Source organism: Kineosporia rhizophila (assembly GCF_021277265.1).
GTDB lineage: Bacteria > Actinomycetota > Actinomycetes > Actinomycetales > Kineosporiaceae > Kineosporia > Kineosporia rhizophila.
The window spans coordinates 1-18,730 of the sequence record NZ_JAJSOH010000027.1 but is presented as its reverse complement, the minus strand read 5'-3'; the positions used below and the strand labels follow the sequence as shown (position 1 = coordinate 18,730).

19 protein-coding genes are annotated in these 18,730 nt (G+C 71.8%); 10 read left to right on the top strand and 9 right to left on the bottom strand.

Features of this window, described 5'->3' with window-relative positions:
* Positions 1-2: 2 nt before the first annotated feature.
* Positions 3-1,244, bottom strand: coding sequence for a glucose-1-phosphate adenylyltransferase (gene glgC / locus LWF15_RS28355; protein WP_232814016.1), 1,242 nt, complete (start codon positions 1,242-1,244; stop codon positions 3-5).
* Positions 1,245-1,291: 47 nt separating this feature from the next.
* On the opposite strand from glgC, the gene glgA reads away from it, so the two are divergent.
* Positions 1,292-2,473: a glycogen synthase gene (gene glgA, locus LWF15_RS28350; RefSeq protein WP_232814015.1), complete on the top strand. Its 1,182-nt coding sequence runs from the start codon at positions 1,292-1,294 to the stop codon at positions 2,471-2,473.
* Positions 2,474-2,601: 128 nt separating this feature from the next.
* Here glgA and LWF15_RS28345 read toward each other — a convergent pair whose 3' ends face one another.
* Positions 2,602-3,411, bottom strand: a complete 810-nt coding sequence (locus LWF15_RS28345) for a hypothetical protein (protein ID WP_232814014.1) — start codon at positions 3,409-3,411, stop codon at positions 2,602-2,604.
* A gap of 125 nt (positions 3,412-3,536) precedes the next feature.
* Here LWF15_RS28345 and LWF15_RS28340 point away from each other — a divergent pair, with 125 nt between their 5' ends.
* Genes LWF15_RS28340 through LWF15_RS28330 form a run of 3 tightly spaced genes read left to right on the top strand, consistent with a single transcriptional unit; the run spans position 3,537 to position 6,055 of the window.
* Entirely contained in the window at positions 3,537-4,325 is a 789-nt protein-coding gene (locus tag LWF15_RS28340; protein ID WP_232814013.1) for an ABC transporter ATP-binding protein, read from the top strand.
* Between the two features lie 42 nt (positions 4,326-4,367).
* Positions 4,368-4,919 carry an NfeD family protein gene (locus LWF15_RS28335; protein ID WP_232814012.1) on the top strand — a complete coding sequence of 184 codons (552 nt, stop codon included), beginning with the start codon at positions 4,368-4,370 and terminating at the stop codon, positions 4,917-4,919.
* Between the two features lie 2 nt (positions 4,920-4,921).
* A complete protein-coding gene (locus LWF15_RS28330) occupies positions 4,922-6,055 on the top strand; it encodes an SPFH domain-containing protein (protein ID WP_232814011.1) in 1,134 nt (377 codons plus the stop codon).
* Here the strand turns inward: LWF15_RS28330 and LWF15_RS37875 are convergent.
* Positions 6,028-7,233: a lytic transglycosylase domain-containing protein gene (locus LWF15_RS37875; protein WP_232814010.1), complete on the bottom strand. Its 1,206-nt coding sequence runs from the start codon at positions 7,231-7,233 to the stop codon at positions 6,028-6,030. The genes LWF15_RS28330 and LWF15_RS37875 overlap by 28 nt on opposite strands.
* Positions 7,234-7,305: 72 nt before the next feature.
* Here LWF15_RS37875 and LWF15_RS28320 point away from each other — a divergent pair, with 72 nt between their 5' ends.
* Together LWF15_RS28320 and LWF15_RS28315 are read left to right on the top strand one after the other, a co-directional pair.
* Positions 7,306-8,883 (top strand): cryptochrome/photolyase family protein, encoded by a 1,578-nt coding sequence (locus tag LWF15_RS28320; RefSeq protein WP_269810970.1) that lies wholly within the window; start codon positions 7,306-7,308, stop codon positions 8,881-8,883.
* 12 nt (positions 8,884-8,895) lie between these two features.
* On the top strand, positions 8,896-9,708 hold the full coding sequence (locus tag LWF15_RS28315; protein ID WP_232814008.1) for a TrmH family RNA methyltransferase: 813 nt from the start codon (positions 8,896-8,898) through the stop codon (positions 9,706-9,708).
* A gap of 15 nt (positions 9,709-9,723) precedes the next feature.
* On the opposite strand, the gene LWF15_RS28310 is transcribed toward LWF15_RS28315, so the two are convergent.
* From LWF15_RS28310 to LWF15_RS28285, 6 genes are all read right to left on the bottom strand, one after another.
* Positions 9,724-10,704 carry an EAL domain-containing protein gene (locus LWF15_RS28310; protein WP_232814007.1) on the bottom strand — a complete coding sequence of 327 codons (981 nt, stop codon included), beginning with the start codon at positions 10,702-10,704 and terminating at the stop codon, positions 9,724-9,726.
* Between the two features lie 220 nt (positions 10,705-10,924).
* Positions 10,925-11,449, bottom strand: a complete 525-nt coding sequence (locus LWF15_RS28305) for a MarR family winged helix-turn-helix transcriptional regulator (RefSeq protein WP_232814006.1) — start codon at positions 11,447-11,449, stop codon at positions 10,925-10,927.
* A gap of 70 nt (positions 11,450-11,519) precedes the next feature.
* Entirely contained in the window at positions 11,520-12,458 is a 939-nt protein-coding gene (locus LWF15_RS28300) for a ribose-phosphate diphosphokinase (RefSeq protein WP_232814005.1), read from the bottom strand.
* Between the two features lie 11 nt (positions 12,459-12,469).
* On the bottom strand, positions 12,470-13,861 hold the full coding sequence (locus LWF15_RS28295; protein WP_232814004.1) for an acyl-CoA synthetase: 1,392 nt from the start codon (positions 13,859-13,861) through the stop codon (positions 12,470-12,472).
* An 18-nt stretch (positions 13,862-13,879) separates the two neighbouring features.
* Entirely contained in the window at positions 13,880-14,284 is a 405-nt protein-coding gene (locus tag LWF15_RS28290) for a RidA family protein (RefSeq protein ID WP_232814003.1), read from the bottom strand.
* 88 nt (positions 14,285-14,372) lie between these two features.
* Positions 14,373-14,807 (bottom strand): DUF2470 domain-containing protein, encoded by a 435-nt coding sequence (locus LWF15_RS28285; RefSeq protein WP_232814002.1) that lies wholly within the window; start codon positions 14,805-14,807, stop codon positions 14,373-14,375.
* A 361-nt stretch (positions 14,808-15,168) separates the two neighbouring features.
* Here LWF15_RS28285 and rpsD point away from each other — a divergent pair, with 361 nt between their 5' ends.
* From rpsD to LWF15_RS28265, 4 genes are all read left to right on the top strand, one after another.
* The gene (gene rpsD / locus LWF15_RS28280) at positions 15,169-15,777 is read left to right on the top strand and encodes a 30S ribosomal protein S4 (protein WP_232814001.1); all 609 of its coding nucleotides are present in this window, start codon (positions 15,169-15,171) and stop codon (positions 15,775-15,777) included.
* 184 nt (positions 15,778-15,961) lie between these two features.
* On the top strand, positions 15,962-16,654 hold the full coding sequence (locus LWF15_RS28275) for a (2Fe-2S)-binding protein (protein ID WP_232814000.1): 693 nt from the start codon (positions 15,962-15,964) through the stop codon (positions 16,652-16,654).
* A 45-nt stretch (positions 16,655-16,699) separates the two neighbouring features.
* Positions 16,700-17,524, top strand: coding sequence for an SGNH/GDSL hydrolase family protein (locus LWF15_RS28270; RefSeq protein ID WP_232813999.1), 825 nt, complete (start codon positions 16,700-16,702; stop codon positions 17,522-17,524).
* A gap of 122 nt (positions 17,525-17,646) precedes the next feature.
* The coding region (locus LWF15_RS28265; RefSeq protein ID WP_232813998.1) for a methyl-accepting chemotaxis protein at positions 17,647-18,730 on the top strand (1,084 nt) is incomplete at its 3' end.

Sequence of the window (18,730 nt, the reverse complement as noted above, 5' to 3'; positions counted from 1 at the left end):
GGCTACACGGTGACTCGCTGCCCCTTGCCGATCACCGTGATCCCCGACTCGGTGACCACGAAGCCCCGCTCGCGGTCGGCGTCCGGGTCCATCCCGATCCGGGCGCCCTCGGGCACGATCACGTTCTTGTCCAGGATCGCCCGGCGCACCACCGCGTGCCGGCCGATGTCCACCCCGTCCATCAGCACGCTCTCGCTGACCGTGGACCAGGAGCGGACGTTGACGTTGGGCGAGAGCACCGAGCTCTCCACGAACGAGCCGGAGACCACCGTGCCGGGCGAGACGATCGAGTTCACCGCGTGCCCGATCCGGCCCTGCCAGCCGTGCACGAACTTGGCCGGGGGCCAGGGGCCCTGGTGGGTGTACAGCGGCCAGTCGTAGTTGTAGAGGTTGAACACCGGGTGCACCGACACCAGGTCCATCTGCGCCTCGAAGTAGGCGTCGATGGTGCCCACGTCACGCCAGTAGTGGCGGTCGCGGTCGGTCGAGCCGCGCACGTCGTTGTCCTTGTAGTCGTACACCGCGGCCTCACCCCGGCCGACGAAGTAGGGCACGATGTCGCCGCCCATGTCGTGCCGCGAGCCCGGGTCGTCGGAGTCGCTGGTGACCGCCTCGATCAGGGCCTTGGCGTCGAACACGTAGTTGCCCATCGAGGCCAGCACCTCGTTCGGCGAGTCCGGCAGGCCGACCGGGTCGGTCGGCTTCTCCAGGAACGCCTCGATCCGCCGCGGGTCCTCGTCGTAGGTCTTGATCACACCGAACTGGTTGGCCTCCTCGATCGGCGTGCGGATCGCGGCCACCGTGCAGCCCGCCCCCGAGTCGATGTGCTGCTGGACCATCGCGGCGAAGTCCATCCGGTACACGTGGTCGGCCCCGACCACCACCACGATGTCCGGCTTCTCGTCGTTCACCAGGTTCAGGCTCTGGTAGATCGCGTCCGCGCTGCCCAGGTACCACCGCTTGCCCACCCGCTGCTGGGCCGGCACCGGCGCGATGTAGTTGCCCAGCTGGGTCGACATCCGCCAGGCCTGGGCGATGTGCCGGTCGAGGCTGTGCGACTTGTACTGGGTCAGCACCACGATCCGCAGGTACCCGGAGTTGACCAGATTGCTCAGCGCGAAATCGACGAGGCGGTAGACGCCTCCGAAGGGTACGGCGGGTTTGGCGCGGTCCACCGTGAGTGGCATCAACCGCTTGCCTTCCCCGCCGGCCAGAACGATCGCCAGAACCTTCGGATTCGCCATGTGCTGACCATAGGCCGTAGGTCCTCGTCCGCACTACGGTGGTGCCCATGCGCGTCGACGTTCTCACTCGTGAATACCCGCCGGATGTCTACGGAGGGGCGGGTGTTCACGTGGAGAATCTCGTCGAGGTTCTCCGCAGCAGGATCGACGTCGAGGTCCGCACCTTCGGCGAACCGCGCGACGAGCGGTCGGTGACCGCCTACCCCGAGCCGGCCACGCTGTCCGGTGCCAACGCCGCCCTGCGCACCTTCGGGGTCGACCTGGCCATCGCCGGTGACTGCGCCGGGGCCGACCTGGTGCACTCGCACACCTGGTACGCCAACCTCGCCGGGCACCTGGCCGGACTGCTGCACGGGGTGCCGCACGTGCTCACCGCGCACAGCCTGGAGCCGCTGCGGCCGTGGAAGGCCGAGCAGCTGGGCGGGGGCTACGCGCTGAGCTCCTGGGCCGAGAAGACGGCCTACGAGGCCGCCTCGGCGGTGATCGCGGTCAGTGCCGGGATGCGCAACGACATCCTGCGCTCCTACCCCTCGGTCGACCCGGAGAAGGTCAGGGTCGTCCACAACGGCATCGACCTCTCCGGCTGGAAGCGGATCGAGAACGAGGCCACGGTGCGCGCCCTGGGGATCGACCCCGAGCGCCCGAGCATCGTGTTCGTGGGCCGGATCACCCGGCAGAAGGGCCTGCCCTACCTGCTGCGGGCGGCCGCCCAGCTGCCGCCGGAGATCCAGCTGGTGCTGTGCGCCGGGGCCCCCGACACGCCGGAGATCATGGCCGAGGTCAGCGCCCTGGTCGAGGACCTGCAGAAGACCCGCGACGGGGTGGTCTGGCTCCAGCGCATGCTGCCCCGCGAGGAGCTCTGCACGGTGCTGTCGGCGGCCACCGCGTTCGTCTGCCCGTCGGTCTACGAGCCGCTGGGCATCGTCAACCTCGAGGCGATGGCCTGCGAGGCGGCCGTGGTCGGCACCGCCACCGGGGGCATCCCCGAGGTGGTGCAGGACGGCGTCACCGGCCTGCTGGTGCCGATCGAGCAGGTCAGCGACGGCACCGGAACCCCGCTGGATCCGGACCGGTTCGTGGCCGACCTGGCCGCCGCGCTCACCGAGGTGTGCACCGACCGCGAACGGGCCCGGGCGTGGGGCCGCGCCGGCCGGCAGCGCGCCGAGGAGCACTTCTCCTGGTCGGCGATCGCCGACAGCACGCTCGAGGTCTACCGCTCGGTGCTGTAGAGCCTGAAGACGTCGGTCCGCTGCGGTCCCGCTCGGGTGGCGGGCCGCACCGGCCGGCGTCCCCGCTCCGAACCGGACTACCGGCTCCACCGATCGAGTCCCACTGCGTTCGCCGGGGACCGAAGTCCTCAGTCGTCTTTCTCGAGCATCCCGTTCACCGCGGCGACCATCGCCCGGCGCGAGACCCCGTCGAGCCGGCGCAGGGCCTGGGCGCGGCGCTCGGCCTCGTGCTGGGTGACCGCGGCCCCGTCGTCCTCGCTGGCCAGTTCCACGATCGCGCGCACCCGGGCGGCCCGGGCCAGCACCTGCACGCAACGCTGCGGGGTGGTGGGCGGGATGATCCCCTGCTCCAGCCCGCCGTCGCGGATCGCCGCGACCCGCACCGCCGCGTCCTCACGCCAGCGGGCCACGTCGAGCCGGCCCAGTTCCTCGATCGCCTCGGCCAGCGCGGTGCGCAGCTCACGGTCGGCCTCGCCGACGCTGCCCAGGTCGGTGACCCGGCGCCGGCCGACCGAGTGCGCCTGCCAGGAGACCATCGCGCCGGGCTCGTAGACCGAGCCGAACTCGGTGATCTCGGCCACGATCCCGATCGCCGGGCCGCCCGGCCCGTCCGGGCCCTCGCCGGTCAGCACGCACTCGCCGGCCTCCACCGCGGCCTCGTTGAAGCTCGGCGGGCCGGGCAGGCCGAGCAGGTCGCAGGGGGCGGGCAGAGCCACGGTGAGACTGGGGGTGCCGTGCCGCTGGAGGCTGGTGAGCAGTCCGAGCAGACCGCCCTTGGGCGCCAGACCGAGCGTGGCCGACACCTCGAAGTCGGCGGTGACCTCGTGCGGTTCGTCGTCACGGGTCACCGCGGCCACCGCCAGGGCGGGATCCAGACCGTCGGCGAGCACGGCGGTGCCCCAGGCGGCGAGACGGGCGGACCGGGGCAGCAACAGCATCACGTCAGCCTAAAGCCTGTCCGGCACCCCACCGGCCGGTCCTGAGAACTGTGATCTGCGGCGGATCTGCGCACAACCGGCCCACCCGGGGGCGCGGGTGATCGCCGGTGTCATAGGGTCCTCGCATGGCCGACGTGCTGGATCTGGACGGCGTCACGATCATGCGTGGCGGCAACGCACTCCTGGACGACGTGAGCTGGCAGGTCAGCGAGGGGGAGCGGTGGGTGGTGCTGGGCCCCAACGGCGCCGGCAAGACCACGCTGCTCCAGGTCGCCGCGGCCCGCATGCACCCGACCAGGGGCAGCGCCGTGATCCTGGGCGAGACCCTGGGCGGGACCGACGTCTTCGAGCTGCGTCCGCGGATCGGCCTGGCGAGTGCCGCTCTGGCCGAACGCATCCCGGCCGAGGAGGTGGTGCGCGACGTCGTCCTCACCGCGGCCTACGCGATCGCCGGCCGGTGGCGCGAGGAGTACGACAAGCTCGACCACGGCCGGGCCGGTGACCTGCTCGCCGCCTTCGGGGTGGAGCACCTCGTCGAGCGCACCTTCGGCACCCTGAGCGAGGGCGAGCGCAAGCGCGTCCAGCTGGCCCGCTCGCTGATGACCGACCCGGAACTGGTGCTGCTCGACGAGCCGGCCGCGGGCCTGGACCTGGGCAGCCGCGAGACCCTGGTGCGCGACCTGGCCGAGCTGGCCGGCGACCGCCGCTCGCCGGTGCTGGTCCTGGTCACCCACCACGTCGAAGAGATCCCGCCCGGGTTCACCCACGTGCTGATGCTGCGGGGCGGTCAGGTGGTCACCGCCGGGCCGATCGGAGCCACGCTGAACGACGAGAACCTGACCAAGACCTTCGACGTTCCTCTGAATGTGCAGCAGGTGGCGCAACGCTGGACGGCGGTTCTGCGTCAGGAGTAGCGGAGGGGTCACCCTCCGCCGGGACCAAGCGGAGGAGTGCGGGTGGACGACTGGGGCGACAAGGCCTGGCTGATCTGGATCGGTGCGGCCGTGGTGCTCGGCCTGGTCGAGATCACCACGCTCGACTTCTTCTTCCTGATGCTGGCCGGTGGCGCCCTGGCCGCGGCCGGGGCCGACGCCCTCGGGGGCGGTCTGCCGCTGCAGGTGCTGGCCTTCGCGCTCGCCTCGGGGGTGCTGATCGGGGTGGTCCGCCCGCCGCTGAAGGCGTGGATGACGCGCGGGCAGGACACCGTCACCGGTACCGCCGCGCTGGTCGGCGCCCCGGCGCTGGTGCTCGAGCCGGTCACCGAGCACACCGGGCTGGTCAAGCTGGCCGGTGAGACCTGGACCGCGCGGATCCTGCCCGGTGGCCTCACCCTCGAGGTGGACAGCCCGGTGCACGTGGTGCGCATCGACGGGGCCACCGCGGTGGTGGCCTCGAACCAGGAGATCCCGCAGATCCCCGAGCTCGCCGAGATCCCCGAGCTGGCCGACGAGCCCTCCCCGCAGTCCGAGCGTCCCGAGCGTCCCGAGAGCCCCGAAGGAAGGCAGTAGTCATGGAACCAGGCGATATCGTGCTCCTCGTCGTCCTCGCCCTGGTGGTGCTGATGGTCGGCACCACCATCGCGAAGGCGATCCGGATCGTCCCGCAGGCCACCACCGTGCTGGTCGAACGGCTGGGCCGGTACTCGCGCACGCTGGAACCGGGCCTGCACTTCCTGGTCCCGTTCGTCGACCGGCCGCGCGCCGTGGTCGACATGCGCGAGCAGGTGGTCTCGTTCCCGCCGCAGCCGGTGATCACATCGGACAACCTGGTGGTGAGCATCGACTCGGTGATCTACTTCCAGCCGACCGACCCCAAGGCCGCGGTCTACGAGATCTACAACTACATCCAGGGCATCGAGCAGCTCACCGTCACCACGCTGCGCAACGTGATCGGCTCGCTCGACCTGGAGCAGACGCTGACCAGCCGCGACCAGATCAACGGGCAGCTGCGCGGGGTGCTGGACGACGCGACCGGCCGCTGGGGCATCCGGGTGAACCGGGTCGAGCTCAAGGCCATCGACCCGCCCGCCTCGGTGCAGGACTCGATGGAGAAGCAGATGCGGGCCGAGCGGGACCGGCGCGCGGCCATCCTGAACGCGGAGGGCGTCAAGCAGTCACAGATCCTCACCGCCGAGGGGGACAAGCAGTCGGCCATCCTGCGGGCCGAGGGCCAGGCCCAGGCCGCGGTGCTGAAGGCCCAGGGTGAGTCCAAGGCCATCCTGCAGGTGTTCGACGCGATCCACCGCGGCGACGCCGACCCCAAGCTGCTGGCCTACCAGTACCTGCAGATGCTGCCGCAGATCGCCAACGGCACGGCCAGCAAGATGTGGATCGTGCCGACCGAGCTCACCCAGGCGCTGGGCAGCATCAGCGGCGCGCTCGGGGGAGACCCGGAGACGATCGCGGCGCCGTCGGCGGCCCGGTACCGCGAGCGCGACACCGGCATCAGCGACAACCCGTTCGACGGCACCGAGCTGGAAGACCCGAACGAGGCGCTGGAGCGGGCCCGGCAGGAAGCTGCCGGGGCCTCGGCCGAGGCCGACGCGGACGCACGGAAGGTGTCGGGGGCCGGTGGCCTGGGCAGCTCGGCCACGCCCCCCGGCCCGGGGCCGAGCGGTTACGGCACGCCCCCCGAGAACGCGTAGATGATCGACTGCTCGGTCGAGAGCACGAGGTCCACGTACCACCCCGCACGGTTGTAGGCGTACAGCGCGGCCCGGTCCCGGGCCGCGCTGTCGCGTGTGGTGTCGCGCAGGCCGGTGGCGCACAGGTAGCGGGCGGCCGAGAAGATCGCGTCCTCGGCGTCCCAGATGTCGACCACCCGGTCACCGTCGCCGTCCACCCCGTAGGCCGCGAAGGTGGCCGGCATGAACTGCATCGGTCCCTTGGCCCCGGCCGAGGAGGGCCCCACGTTGCGCCCGTGCCCGCTCTCCACCTGACCCACGGCCGCCAGCAGGGTCCACCGCAGCCCTGGGCAGGCGCCCGCCGCCGCCCGGTAGGCCAGCTCGTACTCGGTGGGGATGCCCAGCGCAGTGACCTTTCCGGTGGCGGTCTGCCGGTCGGCCCGGGCCGTGCGCTGCGCCCGCGCCAGCTCCGCCCGCGCCTGCTCCGCCGCGCGGGCCTGCTTCGCCTGACGGTCCAGCCGCCGCAGCGTGAGCCGGGCGTCCTGCAGCGTACTCTCCGCCCGGTCGGCCTCGGCCTGCAGCTCGTTCAGGGCGGCCAGGTGCTCGTCCGCCGCCCGCTCGGCCTCGGCCGCCCGCCGCTCGGCCAGCCGGGAGTCGGCGTCGGCACTGCGCAGACTCCGCTCGTTCGAGGTCATCACCCCGCTGAGCAGCCGCTGGTTGGTGCTCTGCCACCACAGCAGTTCGGTGGGGGAGTCGGCCGCCAGCAGCGTCGCGGTCAGCCCGGCCGAGCCGCCGGAGGCGTAGATCGCGCGGATGTCCTGCCCCCGCTGGACCTCCGCCGCGGCCCGCGCGGCGGCGGCCTGGTCGGCGTCCACAACGGCTGCGTCCGCCGCCTCGAAAGACTTCGACAACCGGGTAAGCCCGCGGGCGACGGCCCGCTCTGCGTCGGTGTACTCCTCGACCAGGGCCTCCACCCGGGCCCGGGCGCGCTTCGCCCGGGCCTCGGCGCCTGCCGAGGTGCCTGCCGAGGTGTCGGTGGTGAAAGCAATGGCAACGGGTTGCCCGCGCGCAGGTTCACGACCCCCAGCCGGCGCCGCGAACACCACGGCCGCAACCAGAAGGCCGACGATCCCCCCGCACGACCCGGCCAGGCGCAGGCCGGGTCGGCGGTGCCCGGCGCCCGGCTCGATCCCCTCCACCCCACAACAGTCGGGCTCCTCCCGCCCCGCCTTGACCCTCGGCCCCGTCCCACTCACCCGCAACGCCTCGGGATGCCGCCGAGCCCGCCGAACGGCAGGGTGGTCGCCGTGGGCGGGGACAAGAACGCAGGTCAGAAGCGATCCAGCAGCAAGCAGGCCGAGGCCCGGCGGTGGCTGTTCGCCGACCAGCTCGGGCCGCACTACCTGGACTCGCCGGACCAGCCGGTGCTGCTGATCGAGTCGCAGCAGGTGTTCCGGCGCCGCCGATTCCACCGCCGCAAGGCCCATCTCGTCCTCTCGGCCCTGCGCCACCGCGCCGCCGAACTGGGCGACCAGGCCACCTTCCAGCAGACCCGCACCTACCGGGAAGGCCTGCCCCCGGACACGTCCGGGCTCAGCGTCTGCGCCCCCACCACCTACGCCGCCCGCCGCCTGATCGGGTCCTTGGACGTCGAGATGCTTCCCTCCCGCGGCTACGCCGTCGACGAGGCGCAGTTCGCCGACTGGGCCGAACGCCGCGGTGGCCGCAAGCTGCTGATGGAGGACTTCTACCGCGACGTCCGCAAGCACCATCGTCTTCTGCTGGAAGGCGACGGCGAGCCGGTCGGCGGCCGCTGGAACTACGACCAGGACAACCGCGAACCTCCGCCCAAGGCACCCACCCTCGCCCAGGCGAGGGGCCTCGACGCCCCCTGGTGGCCGGAGGAGGACGAGATCGATGAGCAGGTCCGGGCCGACCTGGACCGCTGGGAACGGGACGAGGGCATCCAGTTCCTCGGCGAGGACGGGCCCCGCCGCTTCGCCGTCACCCGCGACGAGGCGCTGAAGGCCCTGGAGTCGTTCGTCACCACCCGGCTGCACGACTTCGGCCCCTACGAGGACGCGATCCTGACCGACGACCGCTGGATGGCGCACTCCCTGCTCTCGGTGCCGCTGAATCTCGGCCTGCTGCATCCGGTCGAGGTCGCCCAGCGGGCCGAGCGCGCCTACCACGAGGGCGACGCCGGCCTGGCCAGCACCGAGGGCTTCGTCCGGCAGGTGGTCGGCTGGCGCGACTACGTCTGGCACGTCTACTGGCACTTCGGTGACGACTACCGGCGACGCAACCACCTGAAGGCTCGCCGGAAGCTGCCCAAGTGGTTCGCCGAGCTTGACCCCGACGGCGAGGTCGGGGCCAAGTGCCTGTCCAGCGCGCTGGCCTCGGTCCGCGAGGACGGCTGGGCGCACCACATCCCCCGGCTGATGGTCCTCGGGAACTGGGCCCTGCAGCAGGGTTACGACCCGGTGGCGGTCACCGACTGGTTCCACCGGGCCTTCGTCGACGGCTACGACTGGGTGATGGTGCCGAACGTGGTCGGGATGGCCCTGCACGCCGACGGCGGGGCGATGATGACCAAGCCCTACGCGGCCGGGGGTGCCTACATCAACCGGATGAGCGACCACTGCGGCGGCTGCCGGTACAACCCGAAGAAGCGGCTGGGCCCGGACGCCTGCCCGTTCACCGCCGGCTACTGGGCCTTCCTCGACCGCAACCGGGAGGAGTTCGCGAACAACCACCGGATGAGCCGGTCGTACGCCGGGATGGGCCGGCTGAACGACCTCGAGGCGGTGCTGGAGCAGGAGCGTCACCGGGGCGCCTCGGCACCCTAATAAAATCGTCCGGTGACCCTGATCCACCTGGACGACCCGCACGACGAACGCCTCAGCGACTACGTCGGCCTGACCGACGTGGTGCTGCGCACCCGGCTCGAGCCGGCCGGCGGCCTCTACATGGCCGAGAGCGAGAAGGTGATCCGCCGGGCGCTGCGGGCCGGGCACCGGCCGCGCTCGATGATGCTGGCCGAGAAGTGGCGGGACTCGCTCGACGACCTGGTCCGCGACGTGCAGGCGGCCGGGGCCCCGGTGTTCACCGGCCCGATCGACCTGGTCGAGGCGATCACCGGGTTCAACGTGCACCGGGGCGCGATCGCGGCGATGCACCGGCCGGTCCTGCCCTCGGTGGAGTCGGTGGTGGCCGGCGCCCGGCGGATCGTGGTGCTGGAGAACATCACCGACCACACCAACGTGGGCGCGATCTTCCGCTCGGTGGCCGGCCTGGGGGCCGACGCCGTGCTGGTCACCCCGCGCTGCGCCGACCCGCTCTACCGGCGCTCGGTGCGGGTCTCGATGGGCACGGTGTTCCAGGTGCCGTGGACCCGGATCGACCCCTGGCCCGGCGGCATGGACGACCTGCAGAAGGCCGGTTTCGACGTGGCCGCCCTGGCCCTGGGCCCGAACGCGGTGAGCCTGGACGAGTACGTGGCCAAGGCCCCGGAGAAGGTCGCCCTGGTCCTGGGGACCGAGGGCGACGGCCTGAGCCCGGTCACGATCGAGCACGCCGACCGGGCCGTCACCATCCCCATGGCCGGCGGCGTGGACTCGCTCAACGTGGCCGCGGCGGCGGCCGTGGCGATGTGGAGCCTGCGCGTGGGGTAGGCGGTCAGCAGCTGCTCAGAGCAGGCGCGGGCCGTCCTCGTCGGTGGTCACCGGCTCGGGCACGCGATAGCTGTCCAGGTCGATGTAACGGCCCCCTTCCGAGGGACTTTCGGGCGAGAGCGGCGGCGACGGAACGAACTGCCGCGGGATCAGCCCAGGCCGGGTGTTCCAGACCCGCAGCCACTCGCAGACCTCCGGGGAGGGCGGCGCGAAACCCGGCCGGGCCCGTCCGAAGAGCCAGCCCGAGGCCAGCCGGACACCGCAGCCACGCAGCACGCTCGCCTCGTCCAGGCTCTCCACGTCCTCGGCCAGCACCGCCGCGCCGAGCTCCTCGGCCAGGTCGACCACGTTCTCCACCAGCCGGCGCCGCACCGCGTGCAGGTGCACGTCCCGCACCAGCTCGGCGGGCACCCGCACCAGGTCGGGCACCAGGTGCTCGAGCGCGGTGAGGTCGTCCAGCCCGGCGCCGCCGGCCCCGGCCGCGACCAGCAGGCCCCGCCCGCGCAGCTCGGAGACCACCTCGATCGCCGGGTGCCGCGGGGCCAGGTACGGGCTGATCAGGCTCAGCACCAGGTCGCTGATCTCACCGGCCCGCTCCAGCACGTCGAGCACGTCGCGGTGGGTCAGGGCGTCCGCGTCCATCTCGACGGCCAGGAACTTGTCCGCGGGCAGGGCGACCCGCTCGCGCACCGCGGACTGCAGGGCCAGGGCCCCGAGCTGTCCGGAGAGCCCGGCCTGGGCGGCCGCCTCGAAGTAGGGCGCGGCCGAGCGGGCGGCCCAGTCCCCGACCCGCACCGTGGCCTGGTAGCCCAGACAGGTGCCGTCGGCCAGGGCCACCACCGGCCGGTGGATGCTGCGGATGGTCGCGGGCCGCGCCAGGGTCTGCGCGATCGGCTCGGCGATCTCGGGCTCGCGCGGCGCGATGACGGCGAGTTCCGACGAGGTCGAGTACGCCGGCGGATCCTCTTGGGGGCGCCCCGGAAGGACAGTCGTCACGGCCGACACGCTAGGGCGCTTGCGCACCACAGTCCATTACTGGACGTCAACATTCGATAACGCTCTGTCAATATGGTGAAACTGTCCGGCTCGCCGTCGTTTGCCGCCGGGGGACGATCGGGGCCAGCCGGAGCAGATCGGGACCACAGAGCGCGGCGGCACCGAAAAGGGCCAACTGAGGACGAGTCTGCGCGCCGACCGAAGTCGGGTCGGGTCGGTCTCAGGCCACCTGGGGAGGAGCAGTGCGCTCCTGCTCGCGGGCGGTGCACTCCTGGTCGATCTCGGCCGAGGCCTCCCGCAGGCCGGCCAGGATCGCGTCGTTGATCTGGCCGAGCTGCACCACCTGCTCGGGGGTGAGCCGGTCGAACAGGTGCGCGCGCACGCTGGCCACGTGCGACGGGGCGGCGTTGGACAGCGCCTCGAACCCGGCGTCGGTGAGCACCGCGAAGGCCCCCCGCCGGTCGGTCGGGCAGCTCTCCCGTTCGACCCAGCCGTTGGCCACCAGCCGGGCCACCGCGTGCGAGAGCCGGCTGCGGGAGGAGTCGCTGGCGTCGGCCAGGTCGCTCATCCGCAGCCGTCGGCCGGGGGTCTCGGACAGGCGCACCAGGATCTCGTAGTACGACTGCGGGATGCCCGAGTCGTGCTGCAGCTCGCGGTCGAGCTGGGCGGCCAGCAGCCGGGTGGCGGCCAGATAGGAACGCCAGGTGTGGTGCTCTTCCTCGTCCAGCCACCGCGGTTGCGCCATACGCAGCACTGTACCTTTCGGTCTGTAACCGCGCGCGGGAAGGTTGAACGCTCACCCATATGGGCTGACCTCAGTGGAACAGCGAGGACACCGACTCCCCGTTGTGGATCCGCCGGATCGCCTCGGCCAGCGCGGGGGCGATCGAGAGGACCTCGAGCTTGGGCACCCGCTTCTCCTTGCCGATCGGCACGGTGTTGGTGCAGATCACCTCGAGCACGTCCGGCTGGGCCTGGAGCCGGTCCAGGGCGTTGGAGGAGAACAGCCCGTGCGTGCAGGCCACCCGGATCTGCCCGGCGCCGCGCTCGCGCAGCCGCTCCAGCAGCTCGAACACCGTGCTGCCCTTGGCGATCTCGTCGTCCAGCACGATCACGTCCCGGCCGGTGACGTCGCCGATGATGTCGGTGATCACCACCTGGTCGTCGGAGAAGCGCTGCTTGGCCCCGGCCGCCACCGGCACCCCGAGGATGCGGGCGAAGGCGGTGGCCGCCTTGGCGTTGCCCAGGTCGGGGGAGACCACCACGGTGTTGGACAGGTCGTAGGGCTGGAAGTGGGCGGCCAGTTCGCGCAGGGCGTGCAGGTGGTCGACCGGCACGCTGAAGAAGCCGTGCACCTGGGGCGAGTGCAGGGTCATGGTGAGCACCCGCCCGGCCCCGGCGGTGTTCAGCAGGTCGGCCACCAGCCGGCCGCCGATCGAGATCCGCGGCGCGTCCTTCTTGTCCGAGCGCGCGTAGGCGTAGTGCGGCATCACCACGGTGGTGCGGGCGGCCGAGGCGCCCCGCGCGGCGTCCAGCAGCAGGAGCAGCTCGACCAGGTTCTCCTGGACCGGCGGCACCAGCGGCTGGATCAGGTAGACGTCCCGCTCGCGGCAGTTGGCCTGCAACTGCACCTCGAGGCAGTCGTTGGCGAAGCGGGAGGTGCGGGAGGGCAGGAGCGGCACCGAGAGGTACTGGCAGATCTCCTCGGCGAGCTCGACGTGGGCACTGCCGGAGAAGATGGCGATGTCTCTCACATGCGCAGACCCTAGCGCAGACGCTGCTTGACCACCTTGCCCATGGCGTTACGCGGCAGTTCGCTCACGAAGACCACCTCACGCGGCCGCTTGTGCACCGAAAGCCGCTGCGCCACATGGTCGATCACCTGTTCCGAGGTGAGCCCGTCGGCCACCACGAAGGCCCGGACCCGCTCGCCCAGGTCCTCGTCCGGCACACCGATCACGGCCACCTCACGCACCCCGGCCAGGCCGAGCAGGACGTCCTCGATCTCACCGGCGCCGATCCGGTAGCCACCGCTCTTGATCAGGTCGGTGGAGGCCCGGCCGACGATCCGGTGCCAGCCGTCGGCGCCGATCGTGGCCACGTCGCCGGTGCGGAACCAGCCGTCGGCGGTGAACGCCTTCGCGTTGGCCTCGGGCCGGTGCAGGTAACCGGAGAACACGGTGGGCCCCTGGATCTGCAGCTCGCCCACCGCCTCGCCGTCGTGCGGCAGCACCGTGCCGTCGTCGTCGGCCAGCCGGGTCTGCGTGCCCGGCACCGGCACCCCGACCTGGCCCGGGCGGCGCTCGCCGTCGGCCCGGCTGCTCACGGTGATCAGCGTCTCGGTCATCCCGTAGCGCTCGACCGGCTGGTGCCCGGTGAGCCGGGTGAGGCGCTCGAAGACCGGCACCGGCAGGGGAGCGCTGCCGGAGACCAGCAGACGGGCCCCGCGCAGGGCGTCGGCCGACTGCGGGTCGGCCGCGATCCGCGACCAGACCGTGGGCACGCCGAAGAAGAGCGACCCGCCCGCCTGTGCGGCCTCGGCGTAGGCGGCCGGTCTCGGCCGGACCGTGTGCACCAGCGGCGAGCCGACCCGCAGCGGGCCGAGCACGCCCAGCACCAGGCCGTGCACGTGGAAGATCGGAAGCCCGTGCACCAGACGGTCTTCCGGCGTCCAGGACCAGGCGTCGGCCAGTGCGTCCAGACCGGCGGCGATGGCCGAGCGGGTGACCGGCACGCCCTTGGGTGCACCGGTGGTGCCGCTGGTGTAGAGGATCAGCGCCGTGCTCTCCCCGGCCGGCTCGGGGTGGCTGCCCCGGCCCTGGGCGGTGAGGTCGACGTCCTCGGCGCGAAGGGTGAGCTCGGCACCGGAGTCGTTCAGGATGTGCGCCCGCTCGGTCTCCCCGCTGTCGGGCGGGACCGGGACCACCGGGACCCCGGCGAGCAGGCACCCGACGATCGCGGTGACGGTACGGGCGTCCGCGGTGGCCTCGACCGCCACCGCGCCGGCGCCGTGCACCCGATCGGCCACCGCCCCGGCGGCGGCCAGCAACTGCGCCCGGCCGAGGCCGACCTCGCCGACCCTCAGGGCCTCGGCCCGGTCCTGCGCCGGTGAGCCGGGCGAGGTCTGTGAGGTCAGCGAGGTCAGCAGCTCAGCCATGCGGTCAGTTCACCAGGTTCAGCCGACCACGGCCAGGGCGTCGATCTCGACCAGCATGTCCGGGTGCGGCAGGCCCACCATCACGGTGGTCCGCGAGGGCAGCACGCCGGAGGCGCAGCGGCCGGTCAGGTACTCGGCGTAGGCCTCGTTCATCGCCGAGAAGTGGTCGCGGGTGGTCAGGTACACGCGCAGCATGATCACGTCGTCGAAGGTCGCGCCGCCCGCGGTGAGCACCGCCTCGACGTTCTGCAGCACGCGCACGGTCTGCGCCTTCACGTCGCCGACGAAGACGAACTCACCGGTCTGCGGGTCGGTCGGCGCCTGACCGGAGACCTGCACGGTGTTGCCCACCCGCACCCCGACGGAGAAGGGCAGGGTGGGGGCGGCGGCGTCGGCCGGGGTGAGGGCGGAGCGCTCGGTCATGAAGACGATCCTTCGCAAAAAGGTAAGGGGGAGGAAACGCGGAAAGAGCGGGCGCCCAGCATTGCAGACGCCCCACCCCTCGGTGTTCTCAGCGGGCGCACGGGCGCCGGCGGCTGCCCTCGGCCAGCAGGTGACGCAGTTCGGCCGCCGCCTCGGTGCCGGTGTCGACCCGGCGGCGGAACGGCAGGCGCACGTCGCAGTGCTCGCGCAGCTTCTCCACCCGCAGCACGATCCCGTAACGGTCCAGGGCCACCGGCAGCACCCGGACCACCCCGAGCAGGGCCTGCGGCTCGCACAGCCGGGACAGCGTGTCGATCGCGTCCGGGTGGTGGGCGACCAGGTGCTGCAGCTGCTCGGCGGCGCCCAGGTGCAGCGGGTCCGGCTCGCCGCGCCGGTAGTCCTCCACCGTGACCCAGTCGTGGCGGCCGTCCCCCTCGAGCATGACCTCGGCCACGTCGATCCGCAGGCCCACCGAGCCGGTGGAGGCGGCGCGCCCCGGCCGGACCGGGTGAGGGATCGACATCCAGCCACCCAGGCAGACCCTCGACCGGACCCGGTCGCGCACACTGACCGCGCAGAGTTCGGTAAGCTCTACGGTGACTGCAATATCTTCTTCGGAAGTCCCTCGGGCTGCTTGCGCTGCCCGAGCTAACGTGCTGCTCGTTTCAAGCGTTAGGATCACGTCGCCCAACGGGTCGTCGTGATGACACCCGAGAAGGTCGACGCGACCGCCGTCCCACCGGACCGACACCGAGGCGGCCGCGGCCAGAACAGTTCGAGCTCTTTCCGCCTGTGACGGGCGGGTGGGGGTGTGCGTGCGAGTGTCCACTTGCGCCTCCAGCAACATAGGTAAGCCTTACCTAACCTACCGTGGAGATCAGTCAGTGAATAACCCCCGTCCCAAGGCGAAGTTGTCTCGCGCCCTCGGCATCCCGCTCACCCCGAAGTGCGTGAAGTACTTCGAGCAGCGTCCCTACCCGCCGGGTGACCACGGCCGGGCCCGCAAGTCCACCTCGGACTACAAGGTCCGTCTGCTCGAGAAGCAGCGCCTGCGCTACCAGTACAACATCAGCGAGACGCAGCTGGCCCGGGCCTTCGAGAAGGCCCACCGCAGCGCCGCCAAGACCGGTGAGGCGCTGGTCACCTCGCTGGAGACCCGGCTCGACGCCCTGGTGCTGCGCAGCGGCTTCGCCCGCACCATCTACCAGGCCCGTCAGGCCGTCACGCACCGCCACATCACCGTCAACGGCATCCTCGTCGACAAGCCGTCGTACCAGGTCAAGCCGGAAGACGTGATCGCGGTCGCGCCGCGCAGCCGGAACAAGACGCCGTTCCAGGTCGCCGCCGCCGGTGCGCACCAGCTCGCCACCACGCCGCCCTACCTCGAGGTGCTGCTGCCGCAGCTGCACGCCCGTCTGGTCCGCCAGCCGGCGCGCGAAGAGGTTCCGGTGACCTGCAACGAGCAGCTCGTCGTCGAGTACTACTCGCGCTGATCCGCCCGTAGTACCCGCACCACCAGCACGACCAGCACGACCTCTGACTGTTCACCTCCACGGGTGACGTACGCGGTGCAGGGCCCGGAACTTTGGGTCCCTGCACCGCTACGGTCGTTGGCTTCTTGCCGTGACCTTCGTCACCCGGGAGGGAACATCAGATCCTTTGATGGGAGTTCGGGCCATGGGCGCTGCCAGCACCGGCGGCCTGCCCGGACCCGTCGCCCTGCTGCCCGGCAGCCTGCTGCTCGACGAGGACTGGCTGTCCGGCCAGGTGCGTGACACCGGCACCTTCTACGGCTGCACCGAACCCCGCCTCAACGCCACCCTCTGGTGGTACTCGGCGAGCGCCGTCCTGCTCGGCCCCTCGGTGCACGAGTACGTGCTGCTCGGCCGGGCCACCTCGGTGCGGGCCCAGGACGTGCGTCTGTCGCCCCGGCGGGCCGGTCTCGAACGCGTCGTCCCGGGCCCGGCTCTCGAGCCCGGCGGGTCGGCGTTCGGGGCTCACCTCGATCACGCGGTCGCCCCGATGGTGGACGCTCTCGGGCGCGTCGGTGGGGTCACTCCCCAGTCGTTGTGGGCGATTACGTCGGATTCCCTGGCCACCCGTCTGCTGGCTGAGACGCAGGTCACCGGGGCTGCCGACGCCGCGGAGCGGCTCGCCCACGACATCGCGGCCGGTTCCCTCCGGCTGAAGCCGTCTCCCCGCTTCGTCCGGGTTCCCGGCCGGGCCGGTGCATCGCGCACCTACGTCCACCGCGTCTCGTGCTGTCTGCTCTACCGCGTCCCGATGGGCAAGTGCCTGAGCTGCCCCCGCCAGACCCCGGCCGAACGCGCCGAACGTCTGCAGGCGCACGCCCGCAACAGCCCCTACTGAACCGGCTCGCCCAAAGCCCGACCGATCGTCCTCAAGGAGTCACTGATGGCCATGAACGCCGACGCTTCGACCCTGGACACGTTCGTCGCCCTGGGCGACTCGTTCACCGAGGGCCTGCACGACGAGCTGGGACCGGACGGGCGGCACCGCGGCTGGGCCGACCGGGTGGCCGAGGGGCTGGCCACCGCCAACGGCCGGGTGCGCTACGCGAACCTCGCCATCCGCGGACGGCTGCTCGACCAGGTGATCGCCGAGCAGGTGCCGGTGGCCATGGCGCTCAAGCCCGCCCTGGTCTCCTTCCACGCCGGCGCCAACGACATCCTGCGCCCCGGCGTGGACGTGCCGCGGCTGCTGGGCAAGTACGAGGAGACGGTGGCCCGGTTGCGTGAGAACGGCAGCCAGGTGCTGCTGTTCACGGTCGGCGGCACACCCCGCGACACCAGCCGCAGCCCGCGCCGGAGCCGGCTGGACGGGCCGTTCGCCGCGTTCAGCACCTGTGCCCGGCGGGTGGCCGACCGGTACGGCTGCGTTCTCGCCGACATCGGCGACGTGCAGGTGCTGCGCGACCGCCGGCTGTGGCACGAGGACCGCCTGCACCTGACCCCGGAAGGTCACGCCCGGATCGCGGCGGCGGTGATGGAGAGCCTCGGCCTGGACGACCCGGCCCTCCTGGCCGGCGACACCGGCTGGTGGCGCGAACCGCTCCCGGCCAAGGTCGCCGCCGGGCGCGTCAACGACCTGGCCGGCGACCTGCGCTGGGCCCGTACCTTCCTGCTGCCCTGGGTGGGGCGGCGGCTGCGGGGCGTCTCCAGCGGTGACGCGCTTCTGCCGAAACGTCCCGATCTGGTGGAGATCACGGCCCGCCCCTAGGCGTACGGCCGCGTCGGGCGCCTTCAGAAAGCCTGCCGCGCGTCGATGTCAACTACGTCCACCCGAGGGGCCCGCTCCGCGTACCCGCGGGCGCGCTCTGCGCTGAACGGAGTTGCTGCCTGATGTCTCGTCTCTCGGCCTGGCCGATCCGGATCGTGTTCCGGGTCCTGGTCGCCATCACCGTGCTGGCCCTGGCCGCGATCGTGGTGGCGGTCACAGTCTCGCACCGCTCCCAGACCGACTCCCGGGACCAGTACGAGCAGACGATCGTCGCGTACGTGAACGTCAAGGACATGGAGAACACCGGGACGAAGATCGTGCTGGACAACACGATCATCACCTACGTGCCGCAGGCCTCCGAACAGTACCGCTCGGTCCTGGACACCGACATCGCGAAGATGAAGGAACTGGTGGCCTCGAGCGCCGGCCTCGACATCCCGGACGACCTGAAGCAGCAGATCGCCGCCGTCGGCACGGCCTACACCGACCTGGGCGACTTCCTGGTCGGCCTGGCCCCGCCGAAGAACGCGGCCGAGACGGCGCAGCAGGGCGAGGACTTCACCGCCAAGAGCACGGCGGCCAACGAGGCCATCGCCGCCGCGCTGGAGACCGCCTACGCCCGGGTGCAGAAGCTCGACGCGGACATCGACGACGCGGGCCGCAGCAGCAACATCACCACGCTCACCCTGTGCGTGGTCACCGCCCTGCTGATCGGCGGGTTGCTGCTGGCCTACGGCCGGCGGATCGCGGGTGGCATCGAGGCCCTGAAGACGGCGGTCGAGCAGATCTCGGCCGGGGACCTGACCCACCCGGTGCCGGCGCACGGCAAGGACGAACTGGCCCAGATGGCCGGGGCACTGGAGAACATGCGGCTCAAGCTGGCGCAGATCTTCCGGCAGTTGGTCGACTCCAGCAACCGGCTGGGCGACTCGGCGACCACCCTGAGCGGCATCTTCACCGAGGTCGGGGCCACCTCGGACCGCTCGTCGGCGCAGATGGGCTCGGTCTCGGCCACGGCCAACGAGGTCTCGGCGAACATCCAGACGGTGGCGGCCGGCTCGGAGGAGATGGGCGCCTCGATCGGCGAGATCGCCCGCAGCGCGGGCGACGCCGCCCGCGAGGCCACCGCGGCGGTGAGCGCGGTGGAGTCGACCACCAGCACGATGAACAAGCTGGGGGAGTCGTCCCGGGAGATCGGCGACGTGA

Coding starts and splice junctions, on each gene's coding strand:
- glgC (WP_232814016.1), bottom strand. CDS start 1,244: ATGGCGAATCCGAAGGTTCTGGCGATCGTTCTGGCCGGCGGGGAAGGC.
- glgA (WP_232814015.1), top strand. CDS start 1,292: ATGCGCGTCGACGTTCTCACTCGTGAATACCCGCCGGATGTCTACGGA.
- LWF15_RS28345 (WP_232814014.1), bottom strand. CDS start 3,411: ATGCTGTTGCTGCCCCGGTCCGCCCGTCTCGCCGCCTGGGGCACCGCC.
- LWF15_RS28340 (WP_232814013.1), top strand. CDS start 3,537: ATGGCCGACGTGCTGGATCTGGACGGCGTCACGATCATGCGTGGCGGC.
- LWF15_RS28330 (WP_232814011.1), top strand. CDS start 4,922: ATGGAACCAGGCGATATCGTGCTCCTCGTCGTCCTCGCCCTGGTGGTG.
- LWF15_RS28320 (WP_269810970.1), top strand. CDS start 7,306: ATGCCGCCGAGCCCGCCGAACGGCAGGGTGGTCGCCGTGGGCGGGGAC.
- LWF15_RS28305 (WP_232814006.1), bottom strand. CDS start 11,449: ATGGCGCAACCGCGGTGGCTGGACGAGGAAGAGCACCACACCTGGCGT.
- LWF15_RS28295 (WP_232814004.1), bottom strand. CDS start 13,861: ATGGCTGAGCTGCTGACCTCGCTGACCTCACAGACCTCGCCCGGCTCA.
- LWF15_RS28290 (WP_232814003.1), bottom strand. CDS start 14,284: ATGACCGAGCGCTCCGCCCTCACCCCGGCCGACGCCGCCGCCCCCACC.
- LWF15_RS28285 (WP_232814002.1), bottom strand. CDS start 14,807: ATGTCGATCCCTCACCCGGTCCGGCCGGGGCGCGCCGCCTCCACCGGC.
- LWF15_RS28275 (WP_232814000.1), top strand. CDS start 15,962: ATGGGCGCTGCCAGCACCGGCGGCCTGCCCGGACCCGTCGCCCTGCTG.
- LWF15_RS28270 (WP_232813999.1), top strand. CDS start 16,700: ATGGCCATGAACGCCGACGCTTCGACCCTGGACACGTTCGTCGCCCTG.